At 37.3% G+C, this 20,656-nt stretch carries 15 protein-coding genes and 1 riboswitch; of the genes, 14 read left to right on the forward strand and 1 reads right to left on the reverse strand.

Annotated elements, in window-relative coordinates:
- Positions 1-9 precede the first annotated feature (9 nt).
- From fdhD to CUC15_RS03770, 3 genes are all read left to right on the forward strand, one after another.
- Positions 10-813, forward strand: coding sequence for a formate dehydrogenase accessory sulfurtransferase FdhD (fdhD, locus tag CUC15_RS03760; protein ID WP_114915429.1), 804 nt, complete (start codon positions 10-12; stop codon positions 811-813).
- A gap of 337 nt (positions 814-1,150) precedes the next feature.
- Positions 1,151-2,086 carry a heme o synthase gene (cyoE, locus tag CUC15_RS03765; RefSeq protein ID WP_242985937.1) on the forward strand — a complete coding sequence of 312 codons (936 nt, stop codon included), beginning with the start codon at positions 1,151-1,153 and terminating at the stop codon, positions 2,084-2,086.
- Between the two features lie 173 nt (positions 2,087-2,259).
- Positions 2,260-2,562, forward strand: a complete 303-nt coding sequence (locus CUC15_RS03770) for an antibiotic biosynthesis monooxygenase family protein (RefSeq protein ID WP_114915430.1) — start codon at positions 2,260-2,262, stop codon at positions 2,560-2,562.
- A 108-nt stretch (positions 2,563-2,670) separates the two neighbouring features.
- Here the strand turns inward: CUC15_RS03770 and CUC15_RS03775 are convergent, their stop codons facing one another.
- Positions 2,671-3,591 (reverse strand): aldo/keto reductase, encoded by a 921-nt coding sequence (locus tag CUC15_RS03775; RefSeq protein WP_114915431.1) that lies wholly within the window; start codon positions 3,589-3,591, stop codon positions 2,671-2,673.
- Positions 3,592-3,849: 258 nt separating this feature from the next.
- Between CUC15_RS03775 and CUC15_RS03780 the strand changes: the two genes are divergently transcribed.
- The 11 genes from CUC15_RS03780 to CUC15_RS03830 all read left to right on the forward strand — a co-directional run bounded on the left by CUC15_RS03780 (position 3,850) and on the right by CUC15_RS03830 (position 20,340).
- A complete protein-coding gene (locus CUC15_RS03780; protein ID WP_114915432.1) occupies positions 3,850-4,584 on the forward strand; it encodes a pirin family protein in 735 nt (244 codons plus the stop codon).
- Positions 4,585-4,804: 220 nt separating this feature from the next.
- Positions 4,805-6,361, forward strand: coding sequence for a spore germination protein (locus CUC15_RS03785; RefSeq protein WP_205317650.1), 1,557 nt, complete (start codon positions 4,805-4,807; stop codon positions 6,359-6,361).
- Positions 6,358-7,455: a GerAB/ArcD/ProY family transporter gene (locus tag CUC15_RS03790; protein WP_114915433.1), complete on the forward strand. Its 1,098-nt coding sequence runs from the start codon at positions 6,358-6,360 to the stop codon at positions 7,453-7,455. The genes CUC15_RS03785 and CUC15_RS03790 overlap by 4 nt, the downstream gene beginning before the upstream one ends.
- Position 7,456: 1 nt before the next feature.
- The gene (locus CUC15_RS03795) at positions 7,457-8,644 is read left to right on the forward strand and encodes a Ger(x)C family spore germination protein (protein ID WP_114915434.1); all 1,188 of its coding nucleotides are present in this window, start codon (positions 7,457-7,459) and stop codon (positions 8,642-8,644) included.
- 240 nt (positions 8,645-8,884) lie between these two features.
- Positions 8,885-10,390, forward strand: a complete 1,506-nt coding sequence (locus CUC15_RS03800) for an amidase (protein WP_114915435.1) — start codon at positions 8,885-8,887, stop codon at positions 10,388-10,390.
- Between the two features lie 245 nt (positions 10,391-10,635).
- Positions 10,636-11,598 carry an AAA family ATPase gene (locus tag CUC15_RS03805; RefSeq protein ID WP_114915436.1) on the forward strand — a complete coding sequence of 321 codons (963 nt, stop codon included), beginning with the start codon at positions 10,636-10,638 and terminating at the stop codon, positions 11,596-11,598.
- The gene (locus tag CUC15_RS03810) at positions 11,595-12,860 is read left to right on the forward strand and encodes a DUF58 domain-containing protein (RefSeq protein WP_114915437.1); all 1,266 of its coding nucleotides are present in this window, start codon (positions 11,595-11,597) and stop codon (positions 12,858-12,860) included. The genes CUC15_RS03805 and CUC15_RS03810 overlap by 4 nt, the downstream gene beginning before the upstream one ends.
- Positions 12,857-15,040 carry a transglutaminase TgpA family protein gene (locus tag CUC15_RS03815; RefSeq protein ID WP_114915438.1) on the forward strand — a complete coding sequence of 728 codons (2,184 nt, stop codon included), beginning with the start codon at positions 12,857-12,859 and terminating at the stop codon, positions 15,038-15,040. Before CUC15_RS03810 ends, CUC15_RS03815 begins: the two co-directional genes overlap by 4 nt.
- A gap of 379 nt (positions 15,041-15,419) precedes the next feature.
- A riboswitch (purine riboswitch) is annotated at positions 15,420-15,521 on the forward strand.
- A gap of 193 nt (positions 15,522-15,714) precedes the next feature.
- Positions 15,715-17,250, forward strand: coding sequence for a glutamine-hydrolyzing GMP synthase (gene guaA, locus CUC15_RS03820; protein WP_114915439.1), 1,536 nt, complete (start codon positions 15,715-15,717; stop codon positions 17,248-17,250).
- 160 nt (positions 17,251-17,410) lie between these two features.
- Entirely contained in the window at positions 17,411-18,340 is a 930-nt protein-coding gene (locus tag CUC15_RS03825; protein WP_114915440.1) for a tyrosine-type recombinase/integrase, read from the forward strand.
- 734 nt (positions 18,341-19,074) lie between these two features.
- A complete protein-coding gene (locus CUC15_RS03830) occupies positions 19,075-20,340 on the forward strand; it encodes a hypothetical protein (RefSeq protein ID WP_114918369.1) in 1,266 nt (421 codons plus the stop codon).
- The last annotated feature ends 316 nt before the right edge of the window (positions 20,341-20,656 follow it).

The raw sequence follows: 20,656 nt of genomic DNA on the forward strand, positions 1-20,656 counted from the left end.
GGGGATAGAATGAATGATGTGAAGGAGAATAGCTGGGAAATTATCCGATTTGATGGAGATTCAAAGTCTGTTTTAAAAGAGGATGTTGCAATCGAGAAGCCATTTACCATTGTGTTAAATGGGGAGGAGTTTGCAACAATCGTATGTACACCAACGGATCTTCAGGATCTTATCATAGGATTTCTTGCTGCAGAAGGGGTTATTCGTTTCTATGATGAAATTAAATCGATCAGCATCGATGAGAAACTTGGCTTTTCCTACGTTCAATTGAATAAGGATTTAGACGTCATTCAACTTGATCACTCCAAACGGTTCATCGGTTCTTGTTGCGGGAAAAGCCGGCAGTTTTATTTTAAGAGTGATGTTCGAACAGCGAAGACGATTACTAGTAAACTTACAATTTCTGTGAATCAATGTTTTACCTTAATGAAAGAACTACAAACGAAATCAGAGCAATTTATTAAAACAGGTGGCGTTCATAATGCTGCACTAGCAACTCAGAATGAGCTTATTATGATCCGCTCCGATATTGGCCGACATAATGCACTGGATAAATTATATGGGCATGTTATCCAAAATAGAATTGGACTCAGTGATAAATTAGTAGTTTTTAGCGGAAGAATTTCCTCTGAAGTATTGCTGAAGATCTCAAAGATGGGTGTGGGGATTCTTATTTCTAAATCAGCACCGACCGATCTTGCATTACAACTTGCAGATGATTTAGGAATTACGGCGATTGGCTTTGCACGTGGCAATCGATTAAATATTTATACTCATCCCTATCGAATTAGTGAAGCAAGCAATCACCCTTAAAGGAATATAATTCCTGAAGTTTCACTTAATTAAAAATGGGTTATGAATTATAATCAAATATTCTATGAGGTGGTTGCTATTATTCCTGTCGTTTCTGGAATGATAGAGCCACTTTTTTTCTATTTTATCATTGTAAATTAAAACTATTCCTGCTGTGGGAGGTGAGTTTATTTACTATTTTGTTCATGAAAATGTAAGAAAGCCAATATATAAAATTGCCTATTCTCATGATATACTTACTATAGTAATTATTATAAACTGGGACCTTTCTGCTACACCATAGGGGTTTGATTAAGGCTAAACTTTAGTTTTCTAAATTTGAAAAGGATGAGTAAGATTGAACGAACATATAAATTCTTCTACTGTAACACTTAACAATCCGATAGCAGGACAAAGGACAACAATCATTCAAGATATAAAATCGCTTGTTAAGTTCATTGTATTAATCGCAAATGTGCTTCCTGTAATTGCTGGATTTTGGCTAGCACTCCATTTTACGAATACCTCACTAACAGAACATTTGGGTACTTTTTTGTTAACAATTGGTGGGAGTGGACTAGTCATTGCTGGTGCTCTAATTCTTAATAACTGGTATGATGTTGACATTGATACGGTAATGGAAAGGACGAAACAACGTCCGACTGTTACGGGGAATTTCTCGCTTAGAGCGGTTCTCATAATGGGTATAGCAGCTTCTGTGCTTGGATTTATTCTTCTATTATTCACATCGATTTCGGCAGTAATTTATGCACTCATTGGCTGGATTACGTATGTTTTCTTTTACACGATGTGGACGAAGCGAAGATATACTTGGAATACAATTATCGGCAGTGTTTCTGGTGCTGTTACCCCGTTGATAGGCTGGGCAGCAATTGATGCAAGCTTTCATATTGTTCCATTTGCATTATTCCTTTTATTATTTATTTGGCAAATGCCACATACGTATGCCATTGCCATCAAGAAAAATGATGAATATAAGGCGGCAAAGGTTGCAATGCTACCTGCTGTACGTGGATTTAAAGTAACAAAAGTTCATATGGTTATCTATATTGCATTACTGTTTCCAATACCATTTTTATTGTCATCATTAGGTACGACATTTATGGTTATTGCTTCCATACTTAATGCCGCCTGGTTAGCTTTAGCAATCAGAGGATTCTATATGAAAGATAATTATAAATGGGCAAATTGGAATTTCCTTTATTCCGTCAACTATATGACGATTTTATTTTTATTAATGATTTTTGTAACGCTGCCCATATTTTATAATTAACAATATATATTAAAAATTGCAGGGAGATTCGGAAGCCGAATCTCCCTTTTCCTATTGAACTGTAGTTTAAGATTTTGCTAGGAGAAATCTTCCGTACTTAAATTCTCCATCAAGAATATTATACCAATTGGGCAGTTAGAGTAGTGTTAATTGATAATGGAGGAGGTGCTGCAATGTTTATTATGATGAGAAACATGGTGGTTACAGAGGAAGGGGTCGAACAAGTAATAAATAAGTTTGGCATAGATGGAATTATTGAAGAACAGGAAGGATTCATCGATTTATCCGTCATGGAGAAGAAATCGCGAAGTGATGAAAAGGAAGTTATTGTCATGATTCGCTGGGAAACAGAGGAACACTGGAAACAATGGGAGAAAAGTGACGCCCATATTGCAGGTCATAAAGCAAATCGTGGGAAGCCAAAACCTGATTATATAATTAGTTCAGATGCAGGCTTATATCGAGTGAGAAAGTAAAAACAAGCAAGCTAGTGTAAATGATCACTAGCTTGCTTGTTTTTTTAGTAGTCTAAAAAATGTAAACGTTACAACAGCGTTCAACTTGAATTGCTAGGAGCCTATTTGTTAACGATGATTTGTATAAACATTAGCTTTTGATATTTGCTTTAACTGGTTATATACTTCATCAGTTAATTTCTGCGAGTCGTGATTTTCGATATTTTCCCTGACCTGTTCTATTGAGCTTGCACCATATACAGCCGTAGCAATAGCTTGGTGCTTCAGAACGTATTTTAATGCGAGTGTGTTTTGGGATGACTTACCTCCCATTAGTTGGGAAATAGCTTGCTGAAGATCTAGTAATTCTGTATAGGAATAATCGAGATACCCTTCACTTCCTTTTCTTTCAATGAGCTTCTCGCCATGGTTACTTAACATTCCTTTTGCAAGTGGGCCTCTTGCTAGTACGCTAATTCCATTAGTATGAAGGAGATCTAATATTGTTTCTTCTGGCCTGCGATCGAGCAGGCTATATTGTGTCATCACACCATCAATCGATGAACGCTCAATATATTCTCTGATGACATTCGGGCGAATGGAAGAAATTCCATAAGCACGAATCAAGCCTGCTTTTTTCAAACCTTCAAATGCTTCAATTGTTTCGTCGATTGGATCATCGATTGTACCTCCATGTAACATGTAGAAATCAATATAATCTGTTTGCAATCGTTTTAAACTTTCTTTAACGGCTTGCTCGATATATCTTTTTGATGGATCCCAAAACCATGTTTTTCCGTCACAGTTAAAACGGTTTCCAACTTTTGTGGAGAGGATAAGTTGACTTCTTTTACCTTTAATCGCTTCTCCAATAATTTCCTCATTTCTCCCGAAGTCATATAAATCAGCGGTATCTAGGTGATTAATTCCATAATCGGTTGCAAAATCGATGATTGCCTTAGCTTTATTCAAGTCCGTTCCAAGAGACATACAGCCTAATGTTAGCTCCGATATCATGATATCGGATTTTCCTAATCTGTTTTTCTTCATGAATTACACTCCGTTTCTACTTTATGCTTGTCTATTATTGTAAGGAGACCGTGCATAGAAAACAACTTTTTAAACGAATCGATTAAAAAGACATTGATTGAGATCGTTGCATGTGAATATAATTTTAATGAACATTCCACATGCAGCGGTTCATTCAAACTGTTATGCGATATTACAGAATTGGTACCGGTACTGAATGACTGTCAAAACAATGTGGATTTGCTATAGTTAAGGAAAGTAGTATGAAGGAGAAAGTATATGTTGATTAAACTCGGTACTGAAAACCATAAACAGCCCTTTAAGGATCCAATTTCGATTACTCGTGTGCAGCCAGGGGAAATCTTCCAGGAGAAAGGAAGAGATTCTGCATTTGGCCCTTTAAGTATCATTGACCACGCGGTGATGAGAAAAGGAATTAAGATAAAAATGCATGAGCATGTAAATGATGAAATACTGAGTTATGTTAGTCATGGCGTTTCTCATCATAAAGACTCGGCTGGTTTTGAAGCACCAATTGCTCCCGGAAAATTGATGCTGATGAATGCCGGCTCAAGTTTCTGGCATGAAGAAAAAGTCGAGGATGGTTACGTTGAAATGTTGCAGATTTTTATCCGTCCTCGAGAAACTGATCTGAAACCCGGGATTCAATTTCATGATAAGCCAGTAGATCACTCGGACTGGTATGTAATGGTCGGTCCAGAAAATAGTGAAGCACCGCTGCACGTGAGACAATCCGTATATATATTAGACGCACACCCTAAAGCAGGAGAAACACTAGAAATCCCTGTTTATCAAGGATTAACACCATTCTTATATGTGATGAGCGGGGATATTACTAGCGGGGACTTAAAGATTGGCAGACAGGAATCAATAACAGATTTAGAAAATCCGCTCCCAAGCGTAACTGCTATCAAGAATACGACAATCGTTCTATTTTTAGTTGATATGAACGCAGAAATGTCGATGGCTGGAACGATTAGTGGACTTAAATAAATATATGAATACCTAATAACTATACGAATCGAAATAAATAAGAAAATCGCTCCATCTTAAATTGAGATGAAGCGTTTTTTTGTATAAAAATAACCAAAAATGGGAAAAAGAAGTGGAGATAGATTTCCTAAATGGATTAGAAAAAGCTTTAGAATATTTCACTCTACATAACTGCAATTATAGCTGTTTCTAATGGCTTCAAAACTGAGGTGAAAGTAAAATGCCACGAACTTCCTTTTTTAATCGCCGAAAGATGAAAACGAAAAAGCCGGAACAACAAAATCAAATAAAAACTGGGATTGAATTAGGAACAGAATTAAAAGAAAACCTGAATAATATCAAGACATTATTAGATAAACCAAATGATTTGGTTATTCGCGAGACGTCCTTAGGTGGAACGGATTATAAATGTGCGATCGTCTATCTAAGTGGATTGGTTGATCAAAATCTTGTGAATAACAATATTTTAAAAGTTATTCAATCTAACAAAAGTGAGATTGATTCAAGCAGAATCGATGAAGTTTTTCAAGAAATAATTGCAATTACAGATATAAAAAAGGGCAACAAGTTTGACGAGGTTATCTATTCCTTATTATCAGGAAGTACTTTATTTTATTTAGATGGAATGGATACTGTACTAATCCTGGCCACTTCCGGCAGGGAAGAGCGCTCGATTGAAGAACCTCAATCAGAGGCATTAATACGTGGACCAAGAGAAGGATTTGTTGAAAGTGTCCAAACAAATATAGCATTAATCCGTCAAGATATTAAGAATCCAAATTTGCGATTCAAATCGCATGACGTAGGAAAGATATCCAAGCGAACGATTGTGGTTAGTTATATTGATGGCATTGTCAATCCAATTATTTTGCAGGAAGTAAACCGCAGATTGAAATCGATTGATTTAGACGTTGTGTCGGAATCGGGGTTTGTAGAGCAATGGATTGAGGATAGCTTCTTATCACCATTTCCACAAATGATTAATACGGAAAGACCTGATAGGGTATCAAGTGCACTGTTACAGGGAAAAGTGGGGATTCTAGTAGATGGGACCCCGTTTGCCTTGATTGCACCGATTACATATAGTGAAACATTAAAATCATTGGAAGATTATTATGAACGATGGATTGTTGGAACACTAATCCGGTTGCTTCGCTATGTTGGAACCTTTATTGCTTTATTTTTGCCTGCTATTTATATTGCCTTGGTTTCCTATCATCAAGGCTTAATACCAACCCAGCTCGCATTTTCTATTGCCACAACTAGAGAAGGGGTACCTTTTCCATCATTTGTAGAGGCAATGTTAATGATCATCACGATGGAAATATTACAGGAAGCGGGCGCGCGTTTACCGAAGAACTTAGGTCAGACAATTGGGATTGTTGGTGGATTAGTTATCGGAGAATCGGCGGTCAGTGCAAATATTGTGAGTCCGATTATGGTTATTGTCGTAGCGCTGACAGCAATTTCCTCATTTACAAATCCAAGTTATAGTGCGGGCATTGGCTTTCGAATGCTGCGATTTTTCTTCATGATTGCTGCGGCAATATTTGGTCTTTACGGTATTATCCTCGCCTATATTATGCTAAATATTCACATTGTTAATTTGAAAAGCTTTGGTATACCATACTCCACACCTTTTGCACCAGCCTTATTAAAGGACTGGAAGGACTCTGCTATCCGCGCGCCAATTACAATGTTAGAGAAGCAACCAACCTATATGAAGATAGAGGATAAAAAGAAGAAGTCAACTGGAGAGGAGAAAAAACAAACATGAAATTAATGGGGAATAGCGAAGTACAAATTTCTGAAAAGGATATTGCAATTGCAGTCCCTTCAATCGTTATTGCAGTTGGAATCCTCTCTTTGCCAGCAAAGCTCGCTAATGTAACGATATCATCTGATGGATGGATACCATTGCTTGTAAGTGGAATGATTATGATTATTGTAACATGGCTATTCGTAAAAGTAGCATCTCGTTTTCCTAATCAGAGCTTTTTTGCCTTCGGATCGAAATTAGTGACAAAGCCGATTGCAATCGTCTTAATATTTCTGTTTGCCATCCAAGGGATCCTTGTTACAGCTTTTGAGGTTCGGGAAATAGCCGATATCTCCCAAATTTATTTGTTAAATGATACCCCAATGGAGGTATTGTCACTCAGTTTTTTATTAGTTGTTATTTATGCTGTCTCAGGGGAAAGGGCAGGAATTTTTCGCTTGAATATGCTGTTTTTTCCATTCATTATTTTCATCTCCTTTTTTGTGATTATTCTATCCATTGGCTGGATCCAGCCAGAAAATCTGCTACCTGTTTTTCAAACAAGCCTAAGCGGTTATATGGAGGGGGTAAAAACGAGCATCAATTTTTATGGGAATATCGGCTTTCTCCTGTTCTATATTGCACTTGCTAAACAGCCTAAAAAAGCACCGAAAATGGCTGCAATAGGTATGACATTTGTCGTTGTTTTGTACACGCTGCTATTCATAGCCTGTGTCGGTGTGATGGGAAATGGAGCGACAACGAATTTGATCTATCCGACAATTGATTTAGCTAAGGAATTGGAAATTCCGGGTGGATTTTTTGAAAGGTTTGATTCGGTATTTTTTACGATTTGGGTGATGGCAATATTTAATACTGCTGTAATAGCTCTTGATGTCGCAGTTTTGGCCCTTCAGTCCGTATTTAAGAAGTTAAAGAAGCAAACAATTATTTTTATGTTAGCCCCGTTAGCGTATTTCATTGGTCTGCTTCCAAAGGATTATGTCGAGGTTTCAACATTAGCATTGTTTACAACCTATTATGCACTAATTCTAATCTTCTTTGTGACACTATTATTTACGATTATGTCGAAGATTAAGGGAGTGAAGTAAATTGTTGAAGAGAAAGAAATTGATTCTCATCTCTTTGATAATCCCTATTTTTCTTACGGGATGCTGGGGAAGGGTTGAAATAGAGAATAGAGGATTTGTGATTGGTACTGCGATCGATTTAGAAGGGAAACAAGGAAATGAGAAATACGAATTACTGATGACCAATCAGCTAATAAATCCTGCTGCTGCAAGTACACCATCAAATGGAGGAGGAGGCGGACAAAAGGGATTTATCAATATTAGTGCTAAAAGTGAGAGTCTGTTTACTGCCTCACGAAAAATGAGAAGTAGCACAAATTTAATTCCTTATTACCAGCATTTAAAAGTAATATTGGTTTCTGAAGAAGTATTGAGCGAGCCCGGATTATTCTCCGATGTGATGGATGTATTTGTTAGAAATCATGAATTACGAAGAGGGGTAAAGGTATTTGTTACAGAAGAAGAGGCAAATAAAGTATTAGAATATGTTCCAGAAATTGAGAAAACACCTGCAATGTTCCTAGATAAGCTTACCGAGAACAGTAAAAATTCCGGGGTCCCTGAACCAAAAAAGGTTGATCGACTACAAAATAATTTTATTTACGAGCGGAGCTATTTTATTCCGCGTATTAAACTCGAAAGTAATGAAATTGTTTATGAGGATGCAGTAGTGGTACAGGGTTCTAATAATCAAATGGTGGGTATGCTTAATGCGGAGGAGACGAAAGGACTATTATATATTATCGATAATACAAAGGGAGGAAGTATTGAAACAAAATTTAATGGAAATTTAGTGGCAGTCGAAACCTCACGTACAAGACCGAAGATTACATTAACCAAAAAGGATAAGGAAAACCTTAGATTCTCTTTGAAGGTAAATTTTGAAGGCAGTATAGAAGAGCACTTCGGGAAAGTGAATGTATTGAAAGAGAAAACGATTGCGGAGATTGAAACGGCTGTAGAGAAGGATATAAAGAAAATGGTGGAGCGGACGATTGAAAAGGCGAAAACAGAATATGAGGTAGACGTGATTGGACTGGGCGAAGTGATTAGGGAGCATCACTATGATTTATGGACAACCTTAGTAGATAATTGGGATCGTGGGGAAAATTATTTTTCAAAAAGTACAGTGGATGTTACAGTCGAGGCAAATATTACTTCCACGGGTGCATCAAATCGGATCAAACAGAAGGGAAAACGTGATGAATAATGTGGCAAAACATTATCGAAAGAGTGCCTAGTATGCTGGGGATTTTCTGCACGATATTAACCGTCCTTATCCCGTATTTGGTCTTAAAAATCAATCAAATGCTTCATAAACATGGGGATCCGCCCTGGAAGAAAGAGGGTTCTAAAGAGGAAAGCAGTTAAGCCCGGTAAGGCAATTAAATTACTTTATACAGAGTAAGATGCTACACTTAATGCAAGATTACAAAAATGGGGTGTAGTAATGAATCAACATACATACTTAACTTTAGATGCAACAGAAATGGCGGAACTGATTAAAGGGAAGCAAGTGACACCGAAAGAGCTAGTAGAAATGGCTTTTGCACAATTGGATAAAGTTAATCCGACATTGAATATATTGACGAGCTCAAGAAAGGAAAAAGTATTAAAAGAAGCGGAGAGTATGGTAAATGAGGATGCTCCATTTGCTGGTGTTCCGATCTTATTAAAAAATATTTCGCAAAGCTTAGAAGGTGAACCACTCACTTCTGGGTCGAAGCTTTTACAATCATCTATTTCCAAGCATGATTCATATTTTGTTAAAAAGTTCCGTGAAGCAGGGTTCAACTTTCTAGGGCACACGAATACTCCTGAATTCGGATTGAAAAATATTACGGAGCCAGAATTTTATGGACCGACAAGAAATCCATGGAATCCTGAATACTCTCCTGGAGGATCCAGTGGTGGATCAGCAGCTGCAATTGCAGCAGGTGTTGTGCCGCTAGCTGGTGCTAGTGATGGAGGAGGGTCGATTCGAATTCCAGCATCATTTACAGGATTGTTTGGATTAAAACCAACAAGAGGACGGACGCCGATTGGTCCTGGGTATGGTCGTTCTTGGCAAGGTGCCTCTATTAATTTTGTCTTAAGTAGAAGTGTTCGTGATAGTGCAGCAATGCTGGATATCCTTCAAGTTGTACAACCTGAAGCTGCATACCAAACGCCACTCTTCCCTGGAAGCTATGTGGAGCAAATGAAAGCAGCGTTCGATAAACCATTACGCATTGCCTTCACAACGAATTCACCAGTTGGGACACCGGTTTCAGAGGATGCCAAGGAAGCAGTTATGAAAACAGTAAAATGGCTTGAACAGCAAGGGCATCATGTAGAAGAAAAGGATAATCCAGTTGATGGCCTGCAGTTGATGAAAGATTATTATTTAATGAATAGCGGCGAAATGCATTCAACCATCCGCAGTTTAGAAAAAGCAATCGGACAAAATATCACTGCAAATGACGTGGAAATTGAATCTTGGGTCTTAAGTGAAGCTGGCAAAACCGTTAGTGCGGCAGAGTATTCAGAGAGTCTTGCATCATGGGATGTAGCAGCAGAGCAAATGGCTAATTTCCACCGAATGTTTGATTTTTATATTATGCCTGCAACGGCTGAAACAGCGCCAAAGGTTGGGGAGCTTCCTTTGTCAGCCGAAGAACAGGCTGAATTGATTGAACGGATTGGTAAAGTAAATAAAGAACAACAACAACAAATGGTATATGATATGTTCCTGCCAAGCTTGACGTATACACCATTTACCCAGCTTGCCAATTTAACTGGACAGCCTGCAATATCGTTACCTGTTCATTTAGCGGATAATGGCCTGCCACTAGGTGTACAAGTCATGGCACAAAAAGGGGAAGAGCATCGATTGTTACAGCTCTCTGCACAATTGGAACAGTCTGATTTTTGGATTGGGATGAAAGGCAATCCCTATTTCAATGGTGTTTATTGATTGATCGTTTGTTTGAAGAGGAGCATTCAGAGAAGAGTGCTCCTCTTTTGTGGTTGGAAGCTCTATCTAAGACTCTGCCGCTCCACCTAACCCAAAAAACAAATCTAGTATATTAAGCTATCTATCTGTAAATACTATGAATACAAATAATTCCGCTTTTACTTCTCAATCTTTTCTTGTATAGTTATAGTAGTAGAAGAGATAGAAGATGCCGTTTAAAGGGTGGAGAGAGGGGCTATAAAGAAATGCAAAAGACGCAGACATATAATGAAAAGATTGAAAGAGTTTTATTAAATATAAATAAAGTGATTATTGGAAAAGAAGAAGCTGCAACGCTTAGTTTAGTCGCGCTGCTCGCCGGTGGACATGTATTGTTAGAAGACGTTCCGGGAGTAGGTAAGACAATGCTCGTTCGAACAATTGCAAAATCATTAGATTGTGATTTTAAGAGAATTCAATTCACCCCAGATTTATTACCATCCGATATTACAGGTGTTTCGATTTATAACCCTAAAGAACTGGAGTTTGAGTTTCGCGCAGGCCCAATCTTAGGGAATATTATACTTGCAGATGAAATCAATCGAACCTCGCCGAAGACACAATCCTCACTGCTCGAAGCAATGGAAGAGAACAGTGTGACAGTAGATGGCCAAACGATTCCCTTAAAAACACCTTTCTTTGTAATGGCAACCCAGAATCCAATCGAATACGAAGGAACATATCCACTCCCAGAAGCACAATTAGATCGGTTTATTTTAAAACTAAGAATGGGCTATCCTTCCTACCAGGATGAGCTGGAAATGCTTGAGCGCACATCAAGAAATCACCCAATTGAAGCAATTCATTCTGTTTTAAACAGGGATGAGCTAATATCCATTCAAGAGGAAGTTAAGGATGTTTATATTGATCGGAATGTACAACAATATATTATTAATCTTGTAACGAGAACGAGGGAAAATCCATCCATTTATTTAGGAGTCAGTCCGCGTGGCTCGATGGCATTAATGAAGGCTGCGAAGGCATATGCATATATCCATGATAGAAATTATGTTTTACCAGATGATGTGAAATTTCTAGCACCATATGTTATGGCACACCGGATTATTTTAACATCAGAGGCGAAATATGAAGGTATGACGAACGAAGAAATTATCTCTTCCATTGTTAAAACAACACATATTCCGATTCGAAAGGAATTTCTTGAATGAAAGCATTGCTAAAATTCATTAGTAATTTTCTTTTTGTTATAGTTGCTTTCATTGCCTTATTTGCTTATGCAATGTTCCAAGGAGGATTTGTTAGCTGGTTCCTTTTTTATGGCTTCCTTCCAATACTTTTTTACCATTTCTGTTTATTGCTTTACCCGATAAAAAATTGGAAGGCAACACGACGACTAAATCATTCTGTTTTCCATGCAGGAGATGGAGTGAAGGTTACGATCGAATTAGAGCGGTCTATTCCTTTTCCATTATTCTATTGCATTGTGGAGGAAAAACTTCCGAGGACTTTAAATAGAATGGATACTCGTCGTGAAAAATATCATTCCATGGAAAAGCCGAAGCAATTATATAGTTATCGGATTGTGAAAAGAGTAATATTTCCATTATTTAAGCGGAAAGTGGAGATTTCCTACAAGCTTTCAGAGGTTCCTCGTGGAGAGCATCAGTTGACAGGTATTGGAGTGCAGACTGGTGATATATTCGGTTTTGTAAAAAAGGAAAGTGTTTTTCCTATTGTTGACGAGTTTACTGCATATCCGAATGAACGACCACTTCGAATTATTGAGAGGGTAAGCAGCTTTGAGCATGGTTCCATCGCTTCTTCTGTTCAAAATTTAAAGAACACGAATGTTGTAACAGGAGTTCGTGAATATGCGCCTGGTGATCGGTTTTCTTGGATTGATTGGAAACAGACTGCCAGGAAAAATGCGGTCATGACAAAGGAATTTGAACAGGAGAAGAACACCAATATGCTTGTCATTCTAGACCATTGCAATTATCAAGGGATAAATTCTTTAGCATTTGAAGCAACAATTGAATTAACACTTTCCTTAATGGAGACGATTCGCAAACAGGCGACACAAGTTGGGTTGGTATCAATCGGTCAAGATATGAAACGATTTCCAATCTATGATACAACGACAAGTACTGTAATAAAAAGGCATTTAACAAGACTGGAACCCACAGGTGAAAGACCATTTTCGTTGATGCTAAAAGAAAAAGTAAAAGAGATAAGCAGTGGGGAGATTGTGATTGTAATCACCACGCATTTAGATGACTTCTTCAAACAAACGCTGCAGCAAATGGGCCAGCGAATCAATCAAGTAGCTGTTATCTTTATACAATCTGCAGCACTGATTTCGGGAAAAGAACATCAGATTATCAAGCAGTTTGAGTTTTCAAATGTTGGTATTCAAGTTTTGACGGAACACCAATTAGTGCAGAATCCAATTGAGGTGGGCTTAAGATGAGTAAATTAAAACCTTTTCAATCATCAACGATCTACGCCTCTATTTTGTATTTTTTTGGTCTTTTATTATTTTTGGAATGGTTGTATCCGATTAAGGATGTGACCGATACTGATAGTTTAACAGTGTTTATTATTTATTCTTTGTTTTGCTTTCTTATCTCGATGTTTCAGTTTAGATGGTGGATTTCGTTTTTATTAAAAGGACTTGCGATGGTGTTCATACTAAATGGCTTATATTTCGAAATTTCGATATTGAGCATTCTTTGGTATGAACAACTGATAACGGAGTTCATCTTTAATTTTGAGGCTCTCTTTTCTCAATCCTGGTACGCACTAACGCCATTATTCCGGAGCTTTTTATTTTTATTGCTAATTTGGTTGATGAGTTATTTACTTTATTATTGGTTTGTTCAAATGAAGCGGATTTTCCTCTTCGTATTACTAACCTTTATTTATTTAGCTGTCCTGGATACGTTCACAGTTTACGATGGGGCAATGTCCATTGTAAGAACATTTATCATTTCCTTACTTGCATTAGGCATCGCCAATTTCATGAAAGAAATTGATAAGGAAACAATTCGTTTTCAGTGGTTGAAACGGTCCCCAATCTGGTTGCTGCCAATCATTGCGATTGCACTCTTTTCAACTATTATTGGGGTTGCAGCTCCTAAATTAGAACCACAATGGCCAGATCCGGTTCCATTTATTCAGAGTGCAGCGGAGAATGCAGGTGGAGGAAGCAGCTCGGTAATCCAAAAGGTAGGCTACGGTGAGGATGACTCGAGACTGGGCGGTTCGTTCGTTCAGGACCACACGCATGTATTCTATGCTACCGTGAAAGATGAACAGTATTGGAGAATCGAATCAAAGGATGTTTACACAGGTAAGGGCTGGGAGCTTTCAACACAACCTAGCTATGAGCAGCAGCCGAATGGAAATATTACGTTAGAAACGTTCAACAGTACTGTAGAAACAGAAAGTATGGAAGGGTCAATCGAATTAACAAATACAGAAATTGGCAAGGTTATCTATCCATATGGTGTGTCTCAAGTACAAGGTGATGCAGATTATGCACTAGACGAGAAATCTGGAGCAATTGAATTAAGCCTTCATAATGAGGATATAACGTCGTTTATGTATAATATGGAGTATGACCAACCATCCTTTTCCATTAATGAATTACGGGAAAGCAGTGAACCGTATCCGTTAGAAATCAGCAATCAATATACCCAGCTTCCACCGGCATTACCAGAAAGGGTTGCTTTGTTAGCGGAAGAAATTACTGCTGATCAAGATAATCGTTATGACAAAGTTAAGGCAGTTGAAAATTACTTTAACAGCAACGGGTTTGTCTATCAAACTACAGATGTTCCGATTCCAGAACAAAATCAAGACTATGTGGATCAATTTTTATTCGATTCTAAAGTCGGATATTGTGATAATTATTCAACGTCAATGGTTGTTTTGCTAAGGACATTGGATATTCCAGCAAGATGGGTGAAGGGCTTTGCAAGCGGAGAAATTGTTGAGCGTGGAGAAGGTGGTTACTACGTTTATGAAGTAACGAATGCAAATGCGCATTCTTGGGTTGAAGTATATTTTCCAGAGGTTGGCTGGGTTCCATTTGAGCCGACGCAAGGGTTTGCCAATACATCTGACTTCCATTTGGATACAGAAGGAAATCGTGAATCGGTAGAAAATGATGCAATTACTCCAACACCGGAACGTCAGAATCCGGAAGAGCAAGTGGAGGAAACAGTAATTCCTGAAACTGAGAATACTGCCGGTAATACGGAAGCATTGACATTTACGATAAACTGGTGGTATGCAGCGATTGGCATAGCTGTCTTAGCAGCTGTTTTATTCATCATTTACAAAGCGAGATTCCGCCTACAAATGTATTTTATTTCGTTAAATTTAACAACTAAACAAGATGCTAAAACATTCCAGGAGGCATATCACTTCTTAATTAAAATCTTAAGTGGTCGCGGCTATGAAAAGGAGCCTGGCCAAACGTTGCGTGAATTTGCAAACAAGGTTGACGCGCTTTACCACACAAACGAAATGGGACAATTAACGAGCAACTATGAGCGGATGCTGTATAAGAATGAAATTGAAAATGCTGAATTTGAGAAGCTAACGAAATTATGGAAAGATTTAATCAAACGGATAATGGGTTGACCGGAAAGTTCTTGCTTAGTAGAATAAGAACATATAAAAAGTTATAAAAATGATTGGTAACAAAAGCGGAAGCGCCCGTTTAGCGACGTACGGACTGGACTGAACCGTAGGAGATAAAGGAAACACGGCGACCGTAGGGAGTCGATGTTGACTTTCACCACAAGGGTATAAGTGCGACTAAGCCTCTGGTTTCACCAAGGCAAGTCTTCTTTATCGTACGGAGGTGAAGGAAGTCTCGCTAGTCGCTGGGCGCTGGAGCTGGATGTGGCCTTTCCGGAGAGAAAATTAGGAAGGGGAAAATAATTTAGCCTTTCTTATTTGGTAAAATGGCATTAGCAAAATTTGCGGTCATTGATACTCCTTTTTGAACAAACAAAGTTAAAACTGAATGATATGCCCTCGTATATCCTTGGAAATATGGTCCGAAAGTTTCTACCGGAGCACCGTAAATGCTCTGACTATGAAGGCAGAATATCTGGTCTGGTATTTTAATGGAACCTGGATTTCTGTCTTTTTCTAGCTATATGAAAATTTTGTATAGATGTGAAAAGCTGGAGTCTAGGTTTTTTGCAGATAATAATATATAAAATCTTCAAATTAGGATGCGTGTTTTCAAGGCTCGGGCGCTACATTCACGAAGTAACTAAATTTCGCACAGATAAAGGAGCATAATCATGGAAAACAATGAAATGATTCTCGTATTGGATTTTGGAAGTCAATACAATCAACTAATTACACGTCGTATCAGAGAGTTTGGCGTTTATAGTGAATTGCACTCACACAAGCTGACTGCAGAAGAAATCAAAGCTATCAATCCAAAAGGAATTATTCTTTCTGGTGGACCACATAGTGTTTATGATGAAAATAGCTTCCGTCCGGATAAAGACATCTTTGATCTAGGTATCCCAGTTCTCGGAATTTGTTATGGGATGCAATTAATGGCACTGCAATACGGCGGCACTGTTGAAAAATCAAAAAATCGTGAATATGGAAAAGCCTTAATAGATCTAGCACATGATCCAATTCTTTTTAAGGATACACCAACAAAGCAAACGGTATGGATGAGCCATGGCGATAAAGTTACAGCAGCTCCTCCTGAATTCCAAATCGATGCGACAAGTAATTCAACACCAATTGCTGCAATGAGCAATCCAGAAAAAAATCTCTATGCGGTACAATTCCACCCAGAGGTTCGTCATTCAGAATATGGGAATGACGTATTGAATCATTTTGTGTTCGATGTGTGTCGTGCTGCGGGTGATTGGACAATCCAAAGCTTTATTGAAACAGAAATTGCAGCAATTCAAGATAAAGTTGGCGACCGTAATGTATTATGTGCGTTAAGTGGTGGTGTTGATTCATCTGTTGTTGCAGCATTAATCCATAAAGCAATTGGTGACCAGCTTACATGTATTTTCGTCGACCATGGTCTGCTTCGCAAAAATGAAGCTGATGATGTGATGAAGGTATTCGCCGATGATTTCCATATGAATATTATCAAAGTGGACGCAAAGGATCGCTTTTTATCGAAGCTTAAAGGTGTAGATGATCCAGAGAAGAAACGGAAAATTATTGGAAATGAATTCATTTATGTGTTTGATGATGAAGCAGCGAAGTTAAAGGGAATTGATTTCCTAGCACAAGGTACATTGTATACCGACGTGATTGAAAGTGGTACGGAAACAGCACAAACAATCAAATCCCATCACAATGTTGGTGGATTACCAGAGGATATGCAGTTTGAGCTGATTGAGCCACTGAATACATTATTCAAAGATGAAGTTCGTGAGCTAGGCAGCCAGCTTGGAATTCCAGATCATATTGTTTGGCGTCAGCCTTTTCCAGGACCAGGTCTTGCAATTCGTGTTCTAGGAGAAGTTACGGATGACAAATTAGAAATTGTCCGTGAATCAGATGCAATTTTACGTGAGGAAATAGCACTAGCAGGACTTGACCGTGATATTTGGCAGTACTTCACTGTTCTTCCTAACATTCGCAGTGTTGGTGTAATGGGAGATACAAGAACTTATGACTATACAATCGGTATCCGTGCAGTAACGTCAATCGATGGAATGACCTCAGATTGGGCACGTATTCCATGGGATGTTTTAGAAAAAGTATCAACAAGACTCGTTAATGAGGTAGATCATATTAACCGAGTTGTGTATGATGTGACAAGTAAGCCGCCTGCTACGATTGAGTGGGAATAGACTAGGAATTTTAACTATTGATGAAGCGTAACAGATGTTGATATATCAATATTTGTATCCTAATCAAAGTTGAAATGTCATTTTTAACGTACAACTATTTATTGTGAAATTAAACTCTCTTTTATTCGTGTTTTGCGAGCGAATGAAAGGGGGTTTTTTTGTGGCAAAAATCATTGAACTCATAGATGATTTTCGTTTGAATCAGCAGATTGAAGATAGGAAATCAGAGTACATTGATCTTTGTATGTATCGTTTGAAACGGTGGCGAAAGTTTATGGCGGATGAATTTAAAATAGTCGAAGTCGAGGATGTAAAGCCAATTCATATAAAAAAGTATATTCAATATTGTCAACAGCTGGGTAAAGAGAAACAAATTACGATTAACGGTAGCTTATCAACATTACGTGTCTTTTTTAATTATCTTGTTGATGAGGAATTTATGGGTGAGTTTGATAATCCTATTCGTAAAATTAAAAATTTGAAAGAGGAAAAACGAGTAATTTTAACATTCAATGATGATGAAGTACAGAGAATTATTAGCGATGTAGCAGAAGAAACATATAGCAATGTACGAGATAAGCTAATGCTAATCGTGTTATTTGATACTGGCATTCGTGTGAGTGAACTTTGTAATATTAAGGTCACTGACATTTCGGCTAAACATATTTTAATTCATGGTAAAGGTTCTAAGCAACGATTAGTGTATATCAGTAAGGTAATGCGTAGATATATGAGGAAGTATGAAACATTAAAGAAAGAACGTTTTAAACGTAAACATCCTGATGAGATAGAGGATTATTACTTTTTAGATCAAAGTGCAGAACGGTTATCACGTTCTCGTATCAACAAGATATTAAAACGACACTGTAAAAATGCTGGTGTAAGAAAGGAAGTACGCTGTTCACCGCATGATTGTAGGCATTATTTTGCACAGAAACAATTAAAGAACGGAATTGATGTATATAGCCTTAGCCGGCTGTTAGGGCATTTTGATACACAGATTACATCAAACTATTTAAGAGGACTTGATCAAGAAACAATTCTTGATATGGGACGAATTACGTCACCGCTAAACAAGCTAAAAATATAAAGAAAAAAAGAGTGCTGGATACACTCTCTCAAAGAAGTGCACTAAATGTTTGTCGACTTGTTAGTGCGGAACAATTCAATGATAGACGGAAATCTATAACTGAATATGAGTTTGTTTGCCTTCATTTTACTTGAAAAAAAGCTAAATTGCAAAGGTCTACTTTCCTATTGTCTTTTTTAGGATGAACTCTTTCGAGGTTGCCCACTAACTCGAATCAAAATTAAACTGGAAAGGTACTGGATGTAGCCAATGCAGAAAATACAGCCGTAATCACATTAACAGCTTTCCTTGTTTGCTGGTGATTACTAGGTGAGAACGACCGTTAACGGTTCGGTTTGGTAGCTAGGTGTATTACGGTACAGGTAGCATTGAACAGACAAAAGCATGTAGGACTAGCTTTGCATGTAGAAAGTTCAATGTTGGAGAAATCCAAGCATTAAAACAAGGTTGATACGGTGGAAACCTCAGCAACTCAGTTCAAGTCAGTATCTAAAGAATGCCAACTTTTATAGCACTTTGTTTCTTCTAAGTGCTGTATAGGTAATCATTCTCTTTGTCCAATGTTTCCTAGACAATCTTGTTTAGTCTGTAAAAGTAAAACCAAAAGGTCAAGAGATAAAGATCAAAGAAAAACAAAGATTATCCAGCTGTCCTAAAATATGTGATGTTTGCAAGTGATGAAATGTAAGTTACTTCTTACAAAACATATGAATAGGAAAAGAGGATAAATGCAAATGTTATTTAATAAACCAACTCAAACAAAAATCAACATCATTGATTCAATAATGGGGAGTGGAAAGACTAGCTGGGCTATACAGTTCATGAAAAATGCACCATCCTATCAAAAGTTTATGTATATTACCCCCTTTAAAGGAGAAGTTGAGAGGGTGATCAATTCAGTTGCAAGTAATTTTAGGCAACCAGAAATAGATGATAGAAACAATACAAAGTTAGATGATTTAAAGAGTCTTATTGCTAACGGTGAAAATATTGTTTCTACCCATTCTCTGTTTAGAAGTATTAATAGTGAGGTCATTGATCTGTTAGATATGGAGAATTACACGTTAATACTAGATGAGGTTATGGATGTAATTGAACAAGTCAACATATCCCAAGATGATTTAAAAATGTTAACTAAGAATGAAGTGATAGAAGTTAATAAAAAAGGGGTTGTAAACTGGAAACAACCCGATTATAAAAAAGGTTATTTTGAAAAGTTAAGGAACTTATCTAATTCAGGGAATCTAATGATGTACGAGGATAAAAACAACCAGCCTATTGCGGTATATTGGACATTTCCAGTAGATACCTTTAAATGTTTTGAAAATGTCTATATTCTGACTTATATGTTTGATGGACAAATTCAACGTGCTTATTTTGATTTATTTGGTCAAAAGTATGAATATAGGTCAGTTTTAAAAGTAGGATCTGAATATAAACTAGCACCATATGTATCTTATAAGGATGAAGATCGTTCACACCTAAAGGAACTGATTAACATTTATTATCTATCAGCTAGAGATAAAAAAGATATGAATAAGATGGGAAATAAGGCTGGTTACTTTAGTGTGAGTGATTTAAAGAAGAAAACTAAAAGTACACAGACAAAAAAAGTTATTAAAGATAATGCGTACAATTACTATTACAACAAATGTAAAGTACCTTCAGCCGAAGTAATGTGGACAACATTTAAAGAGTTTGAGGCTAACCTAACTCCTATAGGTTTAAAAGACAAATTTGTTATTGTAAATGCCCGTGCGACTAATGAATATCAGCATAAAAGCACTTGTATTTATTTAGCTAACATTTATATGAACCCATTAACAACTCATTTCTTTAAAAAGCAGGGTGTAGAGGTTAATATTGACTTATATGCGTTATCAGAACTTCTGCAGTGGCTTTTTCGTAGTCGTGTTAGAAAGGGACAGCCAATAAATGTGTACATTCCATCTAAACGAATGAGAACTTTGCTGGAACAGTATCTTAATAATGAAATCTAACTTTCTCTTTACTCTTTTAGGTTAGTAAACAAACGCTGTAACCGTTGGTATGACAGTGTTTATTGAGTATTTCCTTATAAGAAAGATACTAAAATTATAGTAATATCCATACCAAATAACATTCCAAGGGACAGCCAAAAAGCGGCTATCCCTCTCCATGTTAATTTGTAACTATAATAGATTCAGTTATAATAGAAAAGAATTTAATATATATTGGTGAGGGTGTAAGCCCGAACACGAAGCTTTAGCTGAGTTATGATTTGGTCTATGCAGAAGTATTGGTCTAACGTTTTAAAACAGCTTTTAAAATGACTTT

The sequence above is a fragment of the Oceanobacillus zhaokaii genome (assembly GCF_003352005.1).
GTDB classification, from domain to species: Bacteria; Bacillota; Bacilli; order Bacillales; family Amphibacillaceae; genus Oceanobacillus; species Oceanobacillus zhaokaii.

What these genes read in the sequence shown, in the direction of transcription:
- fdhD (WP_114915429.1), top strand. Translation starts at nt 10, where the DNA reads ATGAATGATGTGAAGGAGAATAGCTGGGAAATTATCCGATTTGATGGA.
- CUC15_RS03770 (WP_114915430.1), top strand. Translation starts at nt 2,260, where the DNA reads ATGTTTATTATGATGAGAAACATGGTGGTTACAGAGGAAGGGGTCGAA.
- CUC15_RS03805 (WP_114915436.1), top strand. Translation starts at nt 10,636, where the DNA reads ATGCAAAAGACGCAGACATATAATGAAAAGATTGAAAGAGTTTTATTA.
- CUC15_RS03830 (WP_114918369.1), top strand. Translation starts at nt 19,075, where the DNA reads ATGTTATTTAATAAACCAACTCAAACAAAAATCAACATCATTGATTCA.
- CUC15_RS03815 (WP_114915438.1), top strand. Translation starts at nt 12,857, where the DNA reads ATGAGTAAATTAAAACCTTTTCAATCATCAACGATCTACGCCTCTATT.
- CUC15_RS03810 (WP_114915437.1), top strand. Translation starts at nt 11,595, where the DNA reads ATGAAAGCATTGCTAAAATTCATTAGTAATTTTCTTTTTGTTATAGTT.
- CUC15_RS03785 (WP_205317650.1), top strand. Translation starts at nt 4,805, where the DNA reads ATGCCACGAACTTCCTTTTTTAATCGCCGAAAGATGAAAACGAAAAAG.
- CUC15_RS03790 (WP_114915433.1), top strand. Translation starts at nt 6,358, where the DNA reads ATGAAATTAATGGGGAATAGCGAAGTACAAATTTCTGAAAAGGATATT.
- CUC15_RS03780 (WP_114915432.1), top strand. Translation starts at nt 3,850, where the DNA reads ATGTTGATTAAACTCGGTACTGAAAACCATAAACAGCCCTTTAAGGAT.
- CUC15_RS03775 (WP_114915431.1), bottom strand. Translation starts at nt 3,591, where the DNA reads ATGAAGAAAAACAGATTAGGAAAATCCGATATCATGATATCGGAGCTA.
- CUC15_RS03800 (WP_114915435.1), top strand. Translation starts at nt 8,885, where the DNA reads ATGAATCAACATACATACTTAACTTTAGATGCAACAGAAATGGCGGAA.
- guaA (WP_114915439.1), top strand. Translation starts at nt 15,715, where the DNA reads ATGGAAAACAATGAAATGATTCTCGTATTGGATTTTGGAAGTCAATAC.